Annotated in this window: 19 protein-coding genes; 16 read left to right on the forward strand and 3 right to left on the reverse strand. The window is 40.3% G+C overall.

The genetic code is table 11. The features are described from left to right. Window positions 1-61: 61 nt before the first annotated feature. The 3 genes from VIM89_RS17320 to VIM89_RS17330 form a co-directional block, all read right to left on the reverse strand. Entirely contained in the window at window positions 62-1,744 is a 1,683-nt protein-coding gene (locus VIM89_RS17320; RefSeq protein WP_488157437.1) for a hypothetical protein, read from the reverse strand. 253 nt (window positions 1,745-1,997) lie between these two features. Continuing rightward, window positions 1,998-3,101 (reverse strand): MraY family glycosyltransferase, encoded by a 1,104-nt coding sequence (locus VIM89_RS17325; protein WP_488157438.1) that lies wholly within the window; start codon window positions 3,099-3,101, stop codon window positions 1,998-2,000. A gap of 73 nt (window positions 3,102-3,174) precedes the next feature. Beyond that, window positions 3,175-3,891, reverse strand: a complete 717-nt coding sequence (locus VIM89_RS17330; RefSeq protein WP_488157439.1) for a glycosyltransferase family 2 protein — start codon at window positions 3,889-3,891, stop codon at window positions 3,175-3,177. 121 nt (window positions 3,892-4,012) lie between these two features. On the opposite strand from VIM89_RS17330, the gene VIM89_RS17335 reads away from it, so the two are divergent. The 16 genes from VIM89_RS17335 to VIM89_RS17410 all read left to right on the forward strand — a co-directional run. After that, window positions 4,013-4,813, forward strand: a complete 801-nt coding sequence (locus tag VIM89_RS17335) for a polysaccharide biosynthesis/export family protein (RefSeq protein WP_488157440.1) — start codon at window positions 4,013-4,015, stop codon at window positions 4,811-4,813. Further along, the gene (locus tag VIM89_RS17340) at window positions 4,814-7,234 is read left to right on the forward strand and encodes a GumC family protein (protein WP_488157441.1); all 2,421 of its coding nucleotides are present in this window, start codon (window positions 4,814-4,816) and stop codon (window positions 7,232-7,234) included. It abuts the gene before it with no gap. A gap of 16 nt (window positions 7,235-7,250) precedes the next feature. Next, window positions 7,251-7,766 carry a UpxY family transcription antiterminator gene (locus tag VIM89_RS17345; RefSeq protein WP_488157442.1) on the forward strand — a complete coding sequence of 172 codons (516 nt, stop codon included), beginning with the start codon at window positions 7,251-7,253 and terminating at the stop codon, window positions 7,764-7,766. A gap of 178 nt (window positions 7,767-7,944) precedes the next feature. Further along, window positions 7,945-9,732, forward strand: coding sequence for an asparagine synthase (glutamine-hydrolyzing) (asnB, locus tag VIM89_RS17350; protein ID WP_488157443.1), 1,788 nt, complete (start codon window positions 7,945-7,947; stop codon window positions 9,730-9,732). Further along, window positions 9,725-10,858: a glycosyltransferase family 4 protein gene (locus VIM89_RS17355; protein ID WP_488157444.1), complete on the forward strand. Its 1,134-nt coding sequence runs from the start codon at window positions 9,725-9,727 to the stop codon at window positions 10,856-10,858. Before asnB ends, VIM89_RS17355 begins: the two co-directional genes overlap by 8 nt. Further along, the gene (locus VIM89_RS17360) at window positions 10,842-11,705 is read left to right on the forward strand and encodes an ABC transporter permease (RefSeq protein ID WP_488157445.1); all 864 of its coding nucleotides are present in this window, start codon (window positions 10,842-10,844) and stop codon (window positions 11,703-11,705) included. Before VIM89_RS17355 ends, VIM89_RS17360 begins: the two co-directional genes overlap by 17 nt. A 9-nt stretch (window positions 11,706-11,714) precedes the next feature. Continuing rightward, window positions 11,715-12,797, forward strand: a complete 1,083-nt coding sequence (locus tag VIM89_RS17365; protein WP_488157446.1) for an acyltransferase family protein — start codon at window positions 11,715-11,717, stop codon at window positions 12,795-12,797. A 6-nt stretch (window positions 12,798-12,803) separates the two neighbouring features. Next, a complete protein-coding gene (locus VIM89_RS17370) occupies window positions 12,804-14,051 on the forward strand; it encodes an ABC transporter ATP-binding protein (protein ID WP_488157447.1) in 1,248 nt (415 codons plus the stop codon). Continuing rightward, window positions 14,048-14,974 carry a glycosyltransferase gene (locus VIM89_RS17375; protein WP_488157448.1) on the forward strand — a complete coding sequence of 309 codons (927 nt, stop codon included), beginning with the start codon at window positions 14,048-14,050 and terminating at the stop codon, window positions 14,972-14,974. The genes VIM89_RS17370 and VIM89_RS17375 overlap by 4 nt, the downstream gene beginning before the upstream one ends. Continuing rightward, the gene (locus tag VIM89_RS17380) at window positions 14,971-15,981 is read left to right on the forward strand and encodes a glycosyltransferase family 10 domain-containing protein (RefSeq protein ID WP_488157449.1); all 1,011 of its coding nucleotides are present in this window, start codon (window positions 14,971-14,973) and stop codon (window positions 15,979-15,981) included. The genes VIM89_RS17375 and VIM89_RS17380 overlap by 4 nt, the downstream gene beginning before the upstream one ends. Before the next feature lie 56 nt (window positions 15,982-16,037). After that, a complete protein-coding gene (locus tag VIM89_RS17385) occupies window positions 16,038-16,913 on the forward strand; it encodes an FkbM family methyltransferase (protein ID WP_488157450.1) in 876 nt (291 codons plus the stop codon). Window positions 16,914-16,916: 3 nt separating this feature from the next. After that, complete coding sequence (locus VIM89_RS17390; RefSeq protein ID WP_488157451.1) at window positions 16,917-17,921, forward strand: glycosyltransferase family 2 protein; 1,005 nt, start codon at window positions 16,917-16,919, stop codon at window positions 17,919-17,921. Window positions 17,922-17,940: 19 nt separating this feature from the next. Next, window positions 17,941-18,789, forward strand: a complete 849-nt coding sequence (locus VIM89_RS17395) for an FkbM family methyltransferase (RefSeq protein ID WP_488157452.1) — start codon at window positions 17,941-17,943, stop codon at window positions 18,787-18,789. After that, window positions 18,771-19,643 carry a hypothetical protein gene (locus tag VIM89_RS17400; RefSeq protein ID WP_488157453.1) on the forward strand — a complete coding sequence of 291 codons (873 nt, stop codon included), beginning with the start codon at window positions 18,771-18,773 and terminating at the stop codon, window positions 19,641-19,643. Before VIM89_RS17395 ends, VIM89_RS17400 begins: the two co-directional genes overlap by 19 nt. A 49-nt stretch (window positions 19,644-19,692) precedes the next feature. Continuing rightward, the gene (locus tag VIM89_RS17405) at window positions 19,693-20,610 is read left to right on the forward strand and encodes a hypothetical protein (RefSeq protein ID WP_488157454.1); all 918 of its coding nucleotides are present in this window, start codon (window positions 19,693-19,695) and stop codon (window positions 20,608-20,610) included. Further along, on the forward strand, window positions 20,607-20,836 hold a 230-nt coding region (locus VIM89_RS17410; protein ID WP_488157455.1), incomplete at its 3' end, for a hypothetical protein. The genes VIM89_RS17405 and VIM89_RS17410, both read left to right, overlap by 4 nt.

Raw genomic sequence — 20,836 nt, forward strand, 5'->3', positions numbered from 1 at the left:
AATATCAAAAGCCCTTTTTAGGAAGAATGTCATATTATGCTAAGGTACTGGAGATGAGAAGCTACGCGATTGCCTTTTTATCTTTTTTAGAAAGGTTCCTTGCCTTAGCTTCTTTTATGATCTTTTGATAGAGATTCAGCACTTCTTTCAAGCGATCTTTTATTTTACCCGATACTGCGATGTTGAGGGCATATTTATGCTCAGGCAGGTATAGTTCGATATTGGTATTAGCTATTTTGTAGTCCACATCAAACATGCGGCTGTAATAATCGATACCGCATTGCATAATGGCACGTGCCAGGCGGTCGGCAATGGCAGCATATTCAGGATTAGTTTCTCCTAAGTTATTTCTTAGATACAGAATATCTTCGCGGGTGGTTTTAACGAGCTTTTTGCCTGTATCGGCTGCCTCTGCGGCAGTGCTTTTTTTAATGACCTTAGCTGTGTCAATTTCCCTGTCAATTTTTTGAATTCGGTTAGCGAAAAAGATGCTCTTAAGCAATTGCCTTGTCTCAGCCGGAAAATCAGCGAACAGGTTTAAAAGATCACCTGTAGAAATGCCTTGCGGTTTATCAATGTATTTCTTCACCGAATCAACAACCTCGGTCAAATAAAACTGAATAGTTTTTTCAGGATGATAAAAATACTGCTCACCACCAATTGATTTGGTGTAGCCCTCTTTTTGGCTTGATGTATAGAACAGTTTGGCCAGCTCGACCCCTTTCTTAAACTCTTCGGCATGGAAACCACCATTTTTGGTAGCCAGGCCAAGATTAAGCATCGAAAGGTTTTTAATGCAGCTATAGTTTTCCTGGGTAACTTCAAACTTCACCTCTTGTTCAACAAAATTGCAGAACCTGAATTTGCTGAATGCGACTTTCTGATTACCCCAAACCTTAAAACCAAATCCTTTACCGAAAAAGGGTTCACTCTTAACCGAACCTACATAGTTATTGTTAATATACAACTCTATCTGGTCATTGGTCTTTTTCAGCAGCAAGTGGTTGGAAGCGCATTGATTAATTGCAAAAGCTTTCTTCCATGGGATGATCTCTTTATAATCGCCTTGGCTTTGTTTTACCAGACTAAAATGCCCGTTGCCGGTAATCACGAAGCTATAATAGTTATTCTGCTCTCTGCCAAAAACAATCCCATAGCTATATTTATCTATCCCTTCAAACCACTGGGTATCCACTTCTATCGTCCAGTTTTCCTCATCATTTAAATTGGCAAATACACACGGAATGGACGAGCCTGTTTGCTTTTCTCTTGCGATGATATACTCATCGTTATTTTTGGTCAACGAATGAAATTCATCCTGTTCCTGCAGCCAATCCGTCGAGCGACTGATCAGGTCATCAACCATTACAGCCTGAACGAGTTTCTTTTTGTCTTTTGAGAAGGCGGCCTTTTCCCAAATAGCCTGTGCCTTTTCTATATCACCCTGCCGGATGAATTCCAGAGCGAGTTCGTCCGCTAAATTGTTACTCCAAAACCAAAATGGTGAGTAAAGTGGTTTATTTATTGAAGTTTCAAAAGAGGTTTGAATATCTTCAGAAAGGTAATCGTTCTTTTCAGCAGGAATGTCAACCTGAGTATCATTATCAAAAGCACGCATTCCGGCAGGCCCTGGTTGCGCTTCGCTTTGTCTTGAAACCCTACGTTCAACGGTCGTTCCCGGCGAACTGCCCAGCGTATTAAAGTTATTGAAAAACCTGTTAAAATAATGCGTATTAGCCGCCATACTTTCCCAATTATCCTTATCCGAAATAAGTCTGAGGCTCAGCCTGTGAGCCCCATAAAAAATTTAAATACCTTCCTGTAAATCTGCTCAAAAATCCCGGTCACTTAAATCTTGCAAAGGACGTTACGGATGGTTAAAGATACGGCCGGATAAGGCTGTTCAGTACACCAATACGCAAAAAGTTTGCCACATTTTTCAACAAAAAAATGTGGATATTAAAAATTAAAATATTGACAAAAAAGATTAAAGGATTCTAAACGAATAAGTTGCGCAAAGCGAGGTTTTCGCGCTCTTTTGACCGGATAAAAAAGGATACTCCCCAATTAAACAGCAGGCAAACACCCAAGATCAAACCAAGCAGCACCTGGTTACCATATGATCTGAAAACCAAAGCTAAAATTACACAAAGCAGGTTAAGGGAAACCAATATCATGGCTGCCTGCAGGTGTGTAAAACCAAGTCTCAGCATGCGATGATGGATATGTTTACGATCAGCTTTAAATGGTGAAACGCCACTATATATACGCAGCACAAACACCCTCAGGGTGTCAAAAATAGGACCTATTAAGATAGCGACAGACAATGCCGGCGCTGAGTAAACATCAGGAGATTTAATTGAAGTAAATTTATTCAGTTCGATAAACTTGATAGCCATTACTGCAGATATCAAACCGATCAGCAACGAACCGGTATCGCCCATAAATATTTTGGCCGGGGTGATATTAAACTTCAAAAAACCTACTAAAGCACCTGCCATGGCCAGCGATACTGCCGCCAATTCATACTGGTGCATATAGATAAATAAACCCGCAAAACATCCATTGGCTACTACGCCCGTGGCTCCGGCCAGGCTATCGATACCATCTATCAGGTTAAACGCATTCACGATCAGGATAATGGTAAGTACCGTTAAGGCAACACTTGGCCAGTACGGAAGGTTACCAATACCAAAGACACCATACATGCTGGTAAGGCGTATATTGCCCATTACCACCAGTATTAACGCTGCTAAAAATTGTATAAAGAATTTAGTGCGTGAGTTAACACCCGAAAGATCGTCCTTTAAGCCCATTGCAAATAACATGATACATGCGGTAAGCAGGTAATTTATTGGCAATGATCTGTCTGTCATACTGAACAATAAAGATGTTATAGTAAAGCTGACGAATATTGCGACTCCGCCTAAGCGGGGAATGCCGTGATCATGTTGTTTTCTGAAATGCCCGAGATCATCATACAGGTGTCTTGCGCGTGCTACGTGAAGTATTGAAGGGATGGCAATAACTGTGACGAGTATAGAGAAAACGACTATCGTAATATAATACACTAAGTGATATGAATGTAAATATTCCGTCATTGAGATTAAGAAGTTATAGGTCGGTCAGCTGCATTTAAAACTGGTGTCCAAGTTAATAATTTTTCTGTTTGTACTAAAAAAATTGTGCTATTTTACGTAGTGGTTTAAATAATATGGTCAGCCCCGGCAAAAAAATATTATTATTTCTCATGGCTTTAAGATCGAACCGCATTGCTTGTACGCGGTTACCCAAACTTTTGTTACTTACGCCACCAACTACCATTTTTATAAGCACTTTATTTAAATAATATGCATTAATATTATTAAAATGAATAAACCTAAGCATCAACTCATAATCACCAGCACTTCCATAATCCAATTTGTAAACGCCAAGTTTGTCAAATAAATCTTTCTTGCAGTAAAAGGTAGGATGCGGAGGCATCCACCCCCAATTGAACATTCCTCTGCTATACTTTCCCGAACGCCACTTGCGGATGACCTTGTCATTTGGGTCAATATAATCGAGATTGCCATATAATATCGAGGTATCTTGTTCGGAAAACACCCTTGCTATATCATACAACACCTCATCATCCGCAAAGAAATCATCTGCATTAATTGTGCCAATAACATCGCCTGTCGCCAGCGCAATGCCCTTATTCATTGCGTCGTAAATGCCGTGATCAGGCTCTGATATAAAAGCATCAATATTTGTTCTGTATTTATCAATTATCCGGCAGGTGTTATCTGTTGATCTGCCATCAATAATGATATACTCGATATTTTTGAATTTTTGCCCCAATACGGAATTTATGCAACGTTCTATGGTGTTTTGGGCATTATATGCCACAGTTATAATTGAAATTTTTGGGCCCTGCATTTCTGGAAAAAATACACTTTTAAAATAACCAAATTATGGTACTTTTGGAATTGCTGCTAAAAATATAAACAAATAAGCAGTTTAAGTGTATATGCGCTTTTTTACAACCCTAAGTATTATCGCTATTATTTTCCTGGCATTCACCTTCAGCTCTTGTGCCTTGAGGCAGCAGCAGTTGTTATTTAAAGAGCGCGGCCCCAATCCCGACAGCCTGAACGCCGTTTTAAAGAATAGCGGCAATGGCACAAGCGACTACCGCATCCGCTCGCAGGATATCCTTCAGATCAGGAACCTGCAAAACATCAAATACATAGTTGAGGAAACGCCAACTTCACAAAGCAATAGTGCCAATACTACCATTTCGCAACAGGGACAAACCTACCAGGTAGAGGATGACGGGGATGTTGCATTACCTGTGATCGGCCGCATACATGTTGCCGGCCTTACCCGGGCAGAAGCGATGAAACTTATTGAAGATACATACCGTAAGGATGTACTTAAGGACCCTATTATCGATCTGAAGATTGTTAACCTTAAGGTTACACTGCTTGGTGAAATAAGGGCGCAAGGAAACTATCCATTGATAAAAGATAAAACGAGCTTAATTGAGATGATTGGAGAAGCAGGGGGACTTACAGAGCGGGCTAACGAAAAGAATATAAAAATCATACGGGGTGATCCTAAAAATCCGCAGATCACCGAAGTGGACCTGAGCAAAACCGGCACTTTAGCCGATCCGAGATTGATATTGCAAAACAACGACATTATCTATATTGCCGAAAACAAACGCGCTGTTAAGAATGACCAGTTGCAGAATTTTAACACTACTGTACAACCAGTGCTTCTGCTCCTAAATACCGCCCTGATTATTTATACGCTTATTCATCGTTAAATGGAAGAGACTGAGAAGATAGCAAGAAAACTACCCCATCAGGAAATTGATTATTTTAAGATCGGCAAAATATTATTAAGCCGGTGGTATTGGATTGCAGGATCGGTTATCATATGTATGATCATATCATACACCTATCTGTGGTATTCGGCAAAAACATACGCCACCGGCGGCACACTTAAAATAGAGGAAAAGAAGTCTGAATTCTCTGACCTGGTAAGCATCATCAACAATAATGACCGCGGACCATCAAAAATACAGAGTGAAATTTTCGTTCTTCAAAGCCGTACGCTGATCCTGAATGCAATAAAAGATCTGGATTACCGCATTAGCTTTTTTATATCAGGGCGTGCGCGTACGACGGATGTATATCCGCAAAAACTGCTGGACATTCAGCTTGTAAAGTTTGACAGTCTTAATTTTTATCGCGGTCAGATTACCTACCAGCCTGTCAACAGGACCACATTTGAGCTTGAATATAAAGAAGGAAGGAAGGATGTTCAGAAAGTTTACAGGTATGATCAGCCTGTTACTATCGACAACATGGCCTTTAGTGTCAAATACCCTGGAGACATACCTAAAAGCTCAACCTTCATCTTTAAAGTAAATATCCCTGAGGATTTTGTAGGAAGAGTAAAGGGTGGCCTGCATGCCAACGAGATCATCAAAAACTCCAACATTATCTCGCTCCAAGAAACCGACTCAAACCCGCAGTTTGCTGCTGATGCGCTAAACGCCCTGATGCGGGAGTACCTTAATTACGACAGGAACCAAAAAACGCAATCGGCAACACAGATCATCCGTTTTATTGATGACCAGTTGGAATCCCTCTCAAACCAGGTAAAAGGATCTGAAAAGCAAATAGAAAAATTTAAACAGGGCGCAGGTATCCTGGATGTCACTTCTGCATCAGAATCAGAACTGGCCAAAATAAAGGACCTGGAATCGCAACAATCATTGCTAAAAATACAATTGCTCGCTATTGACCAGTTGAAAGAGCAGATCACTAAAGAAAAAGATAATATCAACCTTAATCTTAACCTTGAAGGAAATATCGATCCCCTGTTAGGCGGCTTAATTTCCAGCCTGAACAATTTATTAGTAGAAAAAAACACACTGCTAAAAACCTATAATACCAATTCGCAAACCATCAAAGACATTAATCAGCAAATACTGGTAATTAAAAGTGCTGCAATTGACAACATTAATGCAACCATTGCACGGGTTAATAAAAGTGTGTCTTACCTGGATGGACAAATTGCACAGGTTAATCAGAAACTATCGACTTTGCCTGCAGCAGAAAGGGACCTGATCAGTTTGAAACGTGACTTTGAGATCAATGATAAGGTATACTCTTTCTTGTCAGAAAAACGGCTTGATGCACAGATCAGCCGCTCGGCAATATTGCCCGGAGCTACAATAATTGAGTCGGCGCAAGCCAGTTTTTCACCTATTTCGCCAGATACACATACTGTTCACCGTACTGCACTCATCATAGGGCTTGCTATCGGTTTAGGTATGATCATCCTGATCAGGGTACTTAACCCGTATATCTACGATAAAGAAACCGTTGAAAGCCTCACCACAATACCTATCATAGGCATCATACGGAAATTCCCTGAAGCGATCGATGAAAACAATACGCAGATTTTGGCCATTAGCCGTCCAAAATCAATTTTTGCCGAATCTGTACGATCGGTACGTACGAATTTAAGCTTTATAGCTTCTGAGAAGAAGAGCAAAGTGATTTGTATCACCTCCGAAGTAGCGGGCGAAGGAAAATCATTTATTGCGGTTAACTTATCGAGTACCTTATCACTGATCGATAAAAAAATTGTACTGGTTGCGGCCGACTTACGCCGTTCGCGCCTGCATAAAACTTTTCATGTTTCAAATGATAAAGGCTTAAGTAATTACCTGGCTAATCAATGCGAACTGGAGGACATTGTTATTGAAAACATCCAACCAAACCTGGATATCATTGTTTCCGGGCCGGTTCCTCCTAACCCGTCTGAGTTGCTGCATAGTTCGCGCATGAAGACACTGATGAACGATCTGAAAAAGAAATACGATATCATCATGGTGGATACCGCCCCTATCGGTTTGGTTTCTGATGCAATACCGCTGATCAGGATGAGCGATATCAATATTTTTGTTATCCGCTCCGGCAAGTCAAAATTCTATGCGGCTACAGTTCCGCAGCGTATTGCAAACGAGTATCACCTGGACAATACGGTGATCATATTAAATGCATTTTCAGAAGACCTGCTGCATTCAAGGTATTACACAACCAAGTTTACAAGCGAATATCATGGCACCCACTATTATTACTATTCCGATTATAGTGGTTATGAGGGATCAGACTACTATATCGATAAAAAAGAGTATAAGTGGTGGGACATCAGGCGTTGGATAAAATAGTACTCAGGGTTAACACATGGATATAAGGTCGAAAACCGATATGTATAAATGGTATCCGGTTTATACACACCCAAAAGCCGAAAAAAAAGCGCATCAGGCCCTTTCAGACAAGGGGATTGAGACCTACCTGCCTTTGAGACGACAGCTTAAGCAATGGAGCGACAGAAAAAAATGGATCGATGAACCCTTCATCAAATCTTACCTTTTTGTACACATCACTCAGCAGGAACAAACCGAGGTGCTGATGACCAAAGGGATAACCCGGTTCATTTATTTCGGTGGGAAGGTAACATCGATGCCCGACAAACAGATAGAAGATCTGAAGCTATTGATGACAAGTGCGGTTGAATTGGAAATAACCGAAGAAAACCTGTTGCCCGGAGAAAAAATAGTGTTGAAGGCCGGTCCGCTGAAAGGCATGGTGGGCGAAATCATATCCTATCGTTCGCAGAAGCAATTGGCCCTGCGCCTGGAGAACCTGGGTTGCTCGGTAATTATACATGTTGCAGCGTCGTTGATTGACCGGTTTTAGGAAGATATTTATAAAGATATCATATAGTAAAATGGCATTTTTTTGATTTAATTTATGCCATCTTTTTTTTATAAAAAGCGATAATAATTAATTTTCAAATCGCTTAAAATGAATTAGTTACATATCATCCATGTGACTTACGAGGCGAAGCTATGAACATACCCCTATTATCAGCATCATGTGCCGCATTGCAGGAATAATTTCAAGGTCTTTAGAAACATCTGACAGGAAAGAAAAAGTAAAACGAATGTGCCAGGTATTAAAGCATGGCGGTCCTGACGATGAAGGCATTTTTGATGACAATGAAGCGGGACTTACTTTTGGGCACAGACGGTTATCGATAATTGATCTTAGCCATAACGGGCACCAGCCTATGGCAGATTCACAGCAAAGGGTTTGGATAACATTTAACGGCGAGATCTACAATTACCTTGAGCTAAAGGAGCAGCTTATACACTTAGGCGCCCGGTTCACCTCCAATACAGACACAGAGGTGATTATATTGGCCTATATCCATTGGGGCATAGCTTCGTTTGCTAAACTAAGGGGGATATTTGCGTTCGCGTTATATGATAAAGAGAAAGCTTTAACTTACCTGGTTCGTGATAGCTCGGGCATAAAGCCATTGTATTATTGTGCAGAAAAAGGGCAACTTAGCTTTGCATCGGAAGTAAAGGCTTTGAAAGCTGCGGGCCTGGCGGGGGAAGCAGATCCCGACTGGCAGATCAGGTTCCTGGCTTATGGCCATATTCCGGAACCTTATACTACCCTAAAGAATGTACACAGTTTGCCCAAAGGCGAATTCTTATGCTGGGATCACAAAAAGGCTTCTTATGATATACATTCTTATCATGTAATTTCATATAAAGCCAATATCAAAGATTCTGCAAGTGCAAAAGAGTCAATAAAAGAAACGCTTGCATTTGCTGTTCGCCGTCAGTTAATAGCCGATGCCCCTATTGGTGTGTTCCTGAGTGGCGGTATTGATTCGAGCTTATTAACCTTGCTGGCAGAACAAGAAAAGAAAACACAGCTTAAAACCATATCGATCTATTTTAATGAGAAAGCATACGATGAAAGTATGTACCAAAACCTGGTATTTAAGCAGATTGAAGGCGAAAAGTTCAGTCACCTGGTAAAGCAAAGTGATTTTGAAAATTTTTTGCCGCAGATCATCAAGGATATGGACCTGCCGACAACGGACGGCATTAATACCTGGTGCATCAGCAAATTTGCGCATGATGACGGACTGAAAGCAGTGTTATCAGGCTTAGGCGCCGATGAATTGTTTGGGGGATATCCATCATTTAACCGTATCCAGTATATAAAAACCGCCAGGAAATATCCGGCATTATTCTTTAAGCTTGCCAGTCATTCTGTTTTTGACGCATACCGGAAAATTGCCTTCTTAACCTACAAGCATCCAATCGCCGATTATTTATTTTTAAGGGGGCTTTATTCTCCGGCTGATATCTCAGCCATATTAGACACTGACGTTACCCAGGTTGAGGATGTATTATTTGCAAACAGGAAACTGCCCTATGTGCGTAACTATGACGAACAGGACGCCGCCTGGTTTGAGGTAAATCTTTACATGCAAAACCAGCTGCTGCGCGACACAGATGTGATGGGCATGAGTCATGGTCTTGAAGTAAGGGTGCCATTTTTAGATGAAGACTTTATACGGACGGCTGAGAGTATTAACCCGACGATTAGGTTTGATAAAACAAGGCCTAAAAAATTATTGATCGATAGTTTTTTGGATGTTTTACCCGAGCCAATATGGAACCGAACGAAAATGGGCTTCACATTTCCGCTACAGGATTGGATGAAGGAAAGCAAGGAGATCACTGATGAAAACCTGTATAAAAGAAGCAAATCAAAAAGCATTATAAAGTCTTTCAAAAACAATTCGGTGCATTGGTCTAAAGCATTTGCGTTGTTCCAAATCCAGGCGCATGCCTAAGAATATTTATTTATTCAGTCTGCAAACTTTTAGTACCACCGGTGGCATCCAAAAAATGACGCGCACACTTGCACATGCTTTATTTCATATTTCAAAAACGGAGAACTGGGATTTCAAACTTTTTTCGTTGTATGATACAAGGTATGACCTGATGAGCCAGTATTTGCCGTCAGCAAATTATACCGGTTTTAATAATAGTCGAATAGGATTAGGATTAACCTCTATCAAAGAAGCATCACGTGCGGATATTGTAATATTAAATCACATCAATTTTTCCCTTATCGGGATTGTGATCAAGCTGTTCAACCCTAAGTGCCGGGTTTGGCTGATAGCTCATGGCATAGAAGTATGGCGTCCGCTCGGTACTATAAAAAGAACCTTTTTAAAAAGGGGCTGTGATAAAATTATTTGTGTAAGTAATTTCACTAAACAACAAATGATAGCCCGTCATCAATGCGATCCGGCCGAATGTGTGGTATTGAACAACGCAGTCGATCCCTTTATAAAACTGCCTGATACTTTTGATAAGCCGGAATATCTACTGAACCGGTATGACCTGAGCTCTTCAAACCAGGTGATTTTTACATTAACCAGGCTGGCATCATCTGAACAATATAAGGGGCACGAACAGGTGATAAAAGCTGTCAGCAGCTTAAAGCAGGAATTCCCTGAGATAAAATATGTTCTTTCGGGAAAATACGATTCGGTTGAGGAGATCAGGATCAGAAGCCTGATAGACAAATACGGTGTAAATGAACAGGTTATATTAACAGGCTTCCTGAACGAAAATGAGCTGACAGATCATTTTTTACTGGCTGATCTTTTTGTTTTGCCAAGTAAAAAGGAGGGCTTTGGAATTGTGTTTGTTGAAGCGCTTGTTTGCGGTTTACCTGTAATTTGCGGAAATGCCGATGGTAGTACAGATGCTATTAAAGATGGGAAATTAGGCACAGCCATAAATGTTGACGATTTAGCTGAGTTACAAAACACTATTACCAGGTATTTAAACACCCCTTTAACCCTCGATAAAAGAAAAAACTTACAGAAAGAATGCCTGCAATATTTTGATGAAAAATACTACAGGAAAAATTTACAAAAAATGCTAACTGATGAGTACGCTGCCTGAAGAAAACTGGGATATTGAAATAAGCCCCAAGCATAGCTTATTTGATCTGCGGCTTAAAGATACCTGGCACTACCGCGATCTGTTATTGCTGCTGGTGCGCCGTGATTTTGTGGCTTTTTATAAGCAAACTATACTTGGGCCGCTATGGTTCTTTATCCAACCGGCTATAACGATATTAATTTATACGCTGGTATTTAGTAAGCTGGCCAATATCTCAACAAATGATATCCCGCCGCCTCTTTTTTACCTGGCGGGAACCATTGTGTGGAATTATTTTTCAGACTGCCTTATAAAAACGTCTACAGTCTTTAAAGATAACGCTGCAGTATTAGGCAAAGTTTACTTTCCAAGACTGATCATGCCGTTAAGCATTGTACTATCAAACCTGGTAAGGTTTGCGGTACAGTTTATTCTTTTCATTATCCTTATGCTTTATTACTGGGGACAGGGTTTTGCCATCGCTTCTAATACGGTACTACTTCTTTTCCCGGTGATCATACTGCTCATTGCAGCGCTCGGTTTAGGTTTAGGTATGATCATATCTGCCGTAACAACCAAATACCGCGACCTGGCATTTGTTGTCACCTTTGGTGTACCTCTGCTGATGTATGCAACTACCGTTATTTATCCCTTGTCTGTAGCGATTGCCAAATATCCCCAATATGCCTGGATCATAAAGTACAATCCCATGACGGCATTGATTGAAACTTTCAGATACGGTTTTTTAGGGAAAGGCTCTTGCAGTTGGGGATTGTTAAGCTATAGCGCCGGCGTTACAGCCATCATACTTTTGATAGGAATTGTGATATTCAATAAAGTAGAAAAAACATTTGTAGATACCGTATAAGCTCAGGTTTTGACAGGCACATTTTCTTTAAATAGCAATTTAACCGTACCGGAAATTTTCCGGCAGAAACATATCCAGTCATTAGACGGGCTGCGTGCTATAGCTATAACCCTGGTGATTCTCTGGCACATCACTTTTGCGTTAAATTGTCCATCGTTTATTTACATTGCCAGCAAGTATCTGGAATTGGGAAATTCAGGATTACAACTTTTCTTTGTAGTCAGCGGGTTTCTGATCACAGGATTGCTGCTTAAAGAGAAAACTGAAACCGGGAGCATTCATGTTAAAAAGTTTTATCAGAGGCGATTGCTAAAAATATACCCTATATACTTTGTTTATATTTTAGTTATAGTAGTTCTTAAAGTTATTGGTATTGCTAAAATGGACAGCAAGGATTTTGTGGCACCGGTTTTATTTATAACAGATTTTATTGGCAAAGGCTGGCTTATTGCCCACACATGGACACTGTCGGTTGAGGTTCAGTTTTATTTAATCCTGCCCCTTATTTTTATCTTTTTACCACGTAAGTATATCTTCCTGATTGCGGTAATATTGCTTTACGACTTGTTTTACTTTTTTATTCGCATTTACCCTGCACTGTTTGTCTTTCGGGGGTTATTCCTTGCTTTGCCTCCTGTCATTTTCGGCAGCATGCTTAGCCTGGCTCTGTATAAAAACTGGCTTAAAAAGATACATTCCGTCTTGATGCACCCGGTATTTGCTTTTAGCTTGATATTGTCCCTTGTTATCTTCTTTCCGAGGTTATATCAACCGGCAAGGTTTTTAAGAGTGCCTTATGATTATATCATCAGTAGCCTGCTGATGACTATATTTTTATATTACTCAGTGCATTGCAGTACCCGTAATTGGGTTTACCGGATATTGAACAATCGCTTAATTGTATACATTGGGCTTATGTCCTATAGTATTTATATATGGCAGCAATTGTTTTTTGGACCAGTGCCCGTTTTTAACGTTTATCCTGCATGGACGGTGTTTCCGTTAAATGTTATCTTAGCACTTGCCGCGGCATTTCTGTCCTATAATTTTATCGAGAAACCATTTTTACGTTTAAAGGCTAATTTGAAATAACCTAAAATGCCTACCGCAATTAAAGTAGACCATCTTTCTAAAGCATATCAACTGGGTGATTTTGGCACCGGCACCATATCGCGCGACCTGGAACGTTTTTGGGCCCGGATACGTGGCAAAGAAGACCCCTTCCTGAGAATAGGTGAAGTGAACGACCGTACAACCAAAGGCGAAAGCGATATTGTATGGAGCCTGAACGACCTGAGCTTTGAAATAGAACAAGGCGACGCAGTTGGCGTAATAGGCCGCAACGGCGCAGGAAAAAGTACCCTGCTGAAAGTTTTAAGCCGGGTAACCTCTCCTACTACCGGTTCTGTAAAAATCAAAGGACGAATAGCCAGTTTGCTTGAGGTGGGCACGGGTTTCCATCCGGAGCTTACCGGTAAAGAGAATATCTTCCTGAACGGGGCTATCCTTGGCATGCGCAAAGCAGAGATCAAGCGTAAATTTGATGAGATCGTGGATTTTGCAGGTGTGGAGCGATATGTAGATACGCCGGTTAAACGTTATTCATCAGGCATGTATGTTCGCTTGGCGTTTGCGGTAGCGGCACACCTGGAATCTGAAATATTGATTGTAGACGAAGTATTAGCCGTAGGCGATGCCGAATTTCAGAAAAAATGTCTCGGTAAAATGGGCGATGTGAGCCGCAGTGAAGGTAGAACGATTTTGTTTGTGAGCCATAATATGGAATCGGTACGGACGCTTTGTCCTAAAGGAATTGTGATGAACAATGGTACCATCCTATTCAACGGTGAAGTAGAGGATGCCATAAAAACTTATGCCAACAACAATAAACAGATAGTAAGAACGGCTATTGAAAATGTTCAGCTGAACGGCAATGCGATGATCAAATCGTTCAGCATTGATAACCTGCCGGCGGTAACTCATAAAGACCTGGAATATACACTGGCTATAAAAAGCACAGATGTCAGCAACACCACCTCATTGCTTATCCTTATTTATGATGAATATGGGCAGAGGGCAGCCATTGCCGATTTACGGTGTTCAGATCTTTTCAGGATATCGGGCGAGAATGATACCTATGAAATAAAAGGCACACTAAAAAACATACCATTTTTACCCGGTGTCTACCAGTTTGGTATCTATATTCAATCCAATGCTGTTTCAGGAGATTTTTATAACCTGCTGCATTTCGAAGTCAGGGAGAAAGAGTATCTGGACGATATCATACCCTACGGCATGGTACATCGCGGCAAGATCAATATTGATCATTCTTTTACGGTTAAATGATTCCATCAAAGACTCTTCCTGAATACAATCTCTCATTCATCATAAGTACGAGGAACAGGCTTCCGTTTTTAAAGATATTGCTGGCTCATTTATTGCCGCAGGTTCTGCCCGATGAAGAGATCGTAATAGTTGATGGTGCAAGTACCGATGGTTCACGTGAATACCTGCAGCAGTTGTTTGAAAAAGGCGCAATACATCAATATATTTCAGAACCCGACCAAAACCAGGCGCATGCGTGGAACAAAGCCATGCTGATGGCGCGCGGAACATTGATAAAAAAAATAATTGACGATGATGTCTTTTGCTACAGCGCTATCCGCAAATGCAAAGAATATATGCTGCAAAATCGGCAGGTTGATGTGGTGATTTCAAATGATCTGAGCAGTACGGTGCTTGATCATAAAAAAATAAGCAAAGTATCAAGATTATCCCAGTTTGAACAATGGAGGCAAGGCCTCGTTCCATCTTTTACCTTTGGCGATGTACATATGCTCATCAGGCGAAGCTCGCTGGCATTGATTGGGTTATATAATACATCTTACGTGATGATGGATTGGGAATATTCTCTCCGTATCAGTTACCTGAAGGCAAACATCACTTATTACACAGGTTATAATGCACTCAGCGTGGGCCATTCACAAACGGTTTCTGCTTCGCGGAATGTTGCTTTTATTGATAAACAGGCAAAAAGGGCCGAGACTTTTTATGAATATAAAGGAGATAAAGCCGAGATAAAAAATTGGTCGAAGCTAAAAATATTTGTGGGTAAAACACTGAATTATGACAAGAGTCGATCAAATGCGAACACCAACAATGACGATAACCAGGTTGAGCTAAATGTAATGTATGATCACTTTTATGATTACCTGTCTAAGATAAATAAATCTGAAAATTTTACTTTTTTACCAACCTCTTCCAATTGAATAAAATTCCTGTTAAAATAAAATTTCAAAATGGGCTCACGTTTAATCCCAGTGCAGAAGAAATTTTATCCTATGTTTCAGATCAATATGAATTCATTGAAACCGATGACCCCGATTTTATCATTTTCGGGCCCTATGGTAATGACATTCCTAAAAAAAGTGACCGTTATGTACGAATAGGGTATTTCTGCGAGAATATTTATCCGGATATGAACATCTGCGAGTGGGCATTTGGAAGGCCCCCGGAGGAAATGATCAATCATCCACGATATAAACGAATACAGTGGCACGATCTGGATCCGCAAAAACTTGTTAAATCGGCTGACTATAATGCCGAGGAAATAATGGCAGGTAAAACGCTATTCTGCAATTTCCTATATTCTCACCATGTCCCTTACCGCGAAGAATTTTTCAGGCAGCTGTCAAAATATAAGAAAGTAGATGCGCCGGGTAAATCAATGAACAATATGAGGAGCATAGACGAACTTTACAAAGGCAATGTGTGGGAGCGAAAAAGGCAATTTTTGAGCCAATATAAATTTACCATTGCTTTTGAAAACTATTCATTCCCCGGTTATCAAACCGAAAAACTGTTTGATGCAATGCTGACCAATAGCATGCCTGTGTATTGCGGCGATCCATTTGTAAATAAGGTTTTTAATACAGCAAGTTTCATAAATGCTACAGATTACATAAAATCTAATAGCAACATGGTCAACTGGCTGGAAAAATACAGCCTGCCTGATTTTGTTGATATACTTCCGCAATTTTATAAAGGCCCCCTCCACCGTATCAAAAGAAAATTAAAATCTATTGGCAGGGAAACCAAAATGAACATTCAACTCAAAAAGTTTGACTTTAGCCCAGTAATTGAACGTATCATAGAATTGGACACACAGCCTGATCTGTATTTAAAATACCTGAAAGAGCCGTGGTTAAATAATAATACCGGCGAAGATTCCTCTGCAAAAGTAAGATGGGCAGAAATATTCAACTCGGTTAAATGAACCTGTATAAAACGATTACGGCTATTTACCCCTTAGTATTAAAACAAAAGATCTGAATGAAAAAAATATTGTCCATTTTCATTAAGCTGACATCTAAAATTATTGGCAGAAAAAACCTGGAAAAGTTCTTGATCCACAGCGCTAAATCGCTCGACATAAATTTACACGTACATGGCCTTATACAAAATGGGGGATTAAGCAGCTACAAAGTGCAGAGCAATGGCGAAAGGGTTTTTGTTGAAAAAGTCCTGTTAGGCTTAAATAAAACAGCCATCAAGCCGGTGTTTTTTGATGTGGGTGCGAATGTGGGTGAATACTCATTAGTATTGAGAGAATATTTTCCAAATGCTGAAATTTATTCTTTTGAGCCCGTAAAGAACACATTTGAGAAATTGGCTGAAAATACTGTTAATAGTCATATAAACTTACACAATATAGGCTTTAGCGATAAGGTTGGTACAGGAGAAATATTTAATACAGTAAATAGTGACAATACCGAAGTTGCTTCGGTATATAAAGATGTATTTTCCGGAGTATTCCATGATCATAATGAGTTGGTACCGATGGAATTTCAAATGGATACGATTGATAATTTTTGCCGCCTAAATAACATTACCAACATTGATTTTTTGAAAATAGACGTAGAGGGCCATGAACTATCTGTTTTAAAAGGCGCCGAAAATATGTTGCTAAACGGGCAAATTAAAATTATTCAATTTGAAATCAATACACACAATGTGTATTCACGAGTGTTTTTAAACGATTTCTACCAAATCTTATCCGATTTTGAGTTCTACCGAATATTACCGGATGAGCTGATTAAGATTGGTCCTTACAACCCTCAAAATGAAATATTTACTTTACAGAACATAGTTGCATTCCGTAAAGACGCAGGATATTTTATAAAAGCAAAATCCTTAAACGGTCTTTAAAAAATGCCGCTTTCACTAGTTTCCATTGTTATTCCAGCTTATAATTCCGCCAATTACCTGGCTGCAACTGTACAATCGGCATTAGATCAGACATGGCCCAATAAGGAGATCATTATAGTTGATGATGGTTCAAACGACAACTCACTGGCCATTGCAAAAAGTTTTGAGTCGGAATTTGTAAAAGTGTTGAGCCAGGAAAATAAAGGCGCAAGCGCTGCGCGTAACAAAGGGCTATCAATTGCCAAAGGAGAGTACATCCAGTTTTTAGACGCGGATGATCTGCTCAGCCCAAATAAAATTGCGGCACAATTGGAAAAGCTGAATGGCAGCACCGTTCATGTAGGCCTATGCGACACTGTTTATTTCCCTGACGGAAGTAATCCTGCGGATTTCAGCAAAACAACGGAATGGTACAGCAATGATTTTGATGACCCGGTTGATTTCCTCATCAAATTATATGGCGGACGTTATGTTGGTCCGCAATATGGCGGCATGATACAACCAAATGCCTGGCTTACCCCGCGAAACGTGATCAACAAATCTGGCCCCTGGAACGAGATGCGTAACCCGGACGATGACGGCGAGTTTTTTTGCAGGGTATTACTGGCATCATTGGGTATAAGGTATTCCGCTGAGGCTATTAATTACTATCGGAAGTTCGACAATTCAGGCAATAGCTTAAGTGGCCGCAAGGATCATGAATCTTTATCAAACATCTTAAAATCAACCGATTCAAAGGCAGAAAACGTATTAAAGCGAAAAAACACCCCACAAGTGCGCATGATATTCAGCCGGTTTTATCATGAAAATGCCTTTGCGTTTTTCCCGATGTATCCCGACCTGGTACGGGAAGCTGAAAGGAAAGCCAAAGAACTCGCGCCTGATTTCCGTTATAATCCGTTCGAAGACAGGGGCGGGATCGTCCATATTTTATCAAAGCTGATCGGATGGAAGGGTACAAAATACCTGCTTTACCGGAAACGATTAATCAATGAACCTTCTAAATAACACCTCTCACAATTAATTAATGGACCAGGAAATAAGGATAATAAACACCAAAGGGAAACACTGGAAACACCGGGTATTGAGCGGGATAGCCAGCTCCAGAGAATTTCCAACCCGTTTACGCTTATTTAACCTCACGAAAAAGCTTTTCGGACTGGATCTTCTGCTATCCAAAACGCCATCCGGATTAACCTTGCTGCTCGATATAAGCGACTGGGTGCAATACCAGATCTATTTTTATGGAAACTACGAAGGGAAAAGCATTACACTTTTTAAAGACCTATCTAAAAACGCGTCGGTAGTTTTTGACATTGGTGCACACGTAGGGCAATATGCCTTAGAGTGCGCCCAGGATGATAAAGAGCAAACCAAACAAATATTTGCGTTGGAAGTCAACCCAAAAACCTTTGCTTATTTATTAAATAATATCCAGATCAATAAGTTTAAGAATGTGACAGCAGTGCTGGGAGCGGTGGGTACAACACCTGACATTTACAACATCAATATCCCCGCCTATTGGAATATGGGAAATACCCAAATAGACGAGCATAGCAACCATACAGGTTTGGATAACTACCTGGTGGCTTCATTCAGTATTCCTGCTTTGTTAAAAAAATGCAGTCTGCCGCATGTCGATCTTATAAAAATAGACATTGAAGGGCATGAACTAGGGGTTTTTCAAAACTTGTTTTCTGAAAATATTTATCCTGAAAACATCATTTTTGAATTCATCCCTGACGTGTTTGAACAAGCTAACGAACTGGTACAGCTACTGCGCCAACATAACTATACTTTAAAAGATATGGATGGCAATTTATACGCTGGACAGACATCCGTACCCGAACAAAACCTATGGGCCCAACGAGCATGACAGATAAGGTTTCGTCTCCCGTAACCCTGGTGATATTTACCTGCGAGGGCCGGGAGCACCTGCTTTATAACACCTTTAACTCTTTTAAATCTAGTTGTAATTACCCGTTTTTTAGAACTGTACTGGCCATCGACGGTAAGATCAATCCTGAAGTTATTGATCATATTCAGCCAGATGTAGTTATACAATCGCCTGTGCGAAAAGGATATGTAAACAATATCGTCCAGGCATTACCGGCAATTGACAGCGAATACTTTTTCTGGTTGGAGGACGACTGGAAATTTCATGAAAATATCGACGTCGCGCACTATCTAAATATTATAAATGAGCATCCAAATTGGGCCGAAATCTTTTTCAGCAAGTTTGGCCCTCTCGAGCCTGATTTTAAGGTTAATCCTTTAGGCGATCATCTGTATAAAACCACATTCGGGTTTTCTGCTAATCCCGGTATTTGCAACACCAGGCATATCCGCTCTGCATTCGAACTATTGATAAAGTCTCCTAAAGGCGATAAACTGGGAGAAGATGGTTTTGAAAACTTCCTAAGTAAACAATTTGAAAAAGAAGGGATTGTATGTGCCATCATAGACCCGGTTGACCACGAAACCATTTCGCACGAGGGGTATCTGGAAAGCAGTTCAAGGAAATGGCATATGACCAATTCTCTCGAACAGAAGGATTTGAAACACCAGATGGCAATTACCCAACCTCAGTTATGGAGAAGGATAATGATGATATTTAAATTATTCACGACCTTCTTCAGGCTGGCATTCAAACAGTTGGTTAATGACGAGGTGTATGAGTTTTGTTTCAGAATAATTTCCAGCTTAAAAACCTTTAAAAAGCGTGCCTGAGCAAAGAAACATTTTAACAATAGCCACAGGCAAAGCCTATTTTATAAGCATGGCAGTTAATCTTGCCAGGTCGTTCTTTTATTGGCACCCTAATACGGATATTAATTTTCAGATAGTAACAGATAATGTGGATCTGTTTCCTGATGATATAAAATCAAAGGCAAAGTTTATAAGCATACGCCCTGGTGAATTGGGCGAGGGATTTTCAACCAAATTAAATCTCGATAAGGTTTCACCGGATGGACAAACACTATTTATCGATAGCGACTGCCTGATCTTTGGCGACCTGAGCTTTTTGTTCGACCGTTTTAAAGGGCATAATGTATCCGTGGTTGGCCTCCGGTATGTAGCAGACGGAGATTGGTTTGGCAATGTGCAACAGGTATGCGCTAAGTTTAATGTTCCGCATTTACCACAGTTTAACGGTGGCATTTATTATCTTGAAAAAGGGCCAAAGGCTACAGCCGTTTATGAGAAAGCCCGCGAGCTGGAAAAATCATATGATGAGATTGGCTTCTTAAGATTGCGCGGAAGACCGAATGATGAAGTATTGATGGCCCTGTCCATGCAGTTAAACAATGAGCAGCCAATTAAGGACGACGGAACAATAATGAGTGATCCGCAAGCTTGTCCCGGAGGTTATTCTATCGATGTGATCGGCGGTAAACGCAGCTTATATAACCCTCCGGATCCGCACCCCTTACATCGGACATGGTATCCGTTTGAAAGAGTATCTCCTGTGATCTTCCATTTTTTGGGCAGTTATACCGAAAACTATCCTTACAAAAGAGAGGTGACCCGGCTTGCCAGGAAAATAGATGGTAAACTGAACTGGTTTACCAACCTCATTATAATTTTAAAGATTGAATATCCGGAACGTTCTAAAAATGCATTTAAAAACACATTCCGTTCCATATATCATTTGATCTTTGGCACAAGAAAAGTAAAAAAATCCAGCAGATTATGAGTTTATACCAGGAAGACTACTTTGTTGAAGGCATTTTTGAAACAGACTATGCTTCAATAGCTAACCTGATCTCCAAAACCTATCAACCTAAAACAATTGTCGAATTTGGTTGCGGCCCGGGGCATTTGACACGTGAGCTGGACAAAATAAATATTAATGTTACAGCAATCGATGGCTTTTCGAGCCCCGAATTCAAAAACACACAAAAAATAACTTTTACTAAAGT

Origin of the sequence: Mucilaginibacter sp., assembly GCF_036568825.1 — a bacterium.
In the GTDB taxonomy this organism is placed as follows: domain Bacteria; phylum Bacteroidota; class Bacteroidia; order Sphingobacteriales; family Sphingobacteriaceae; genus Mucilaginibacter.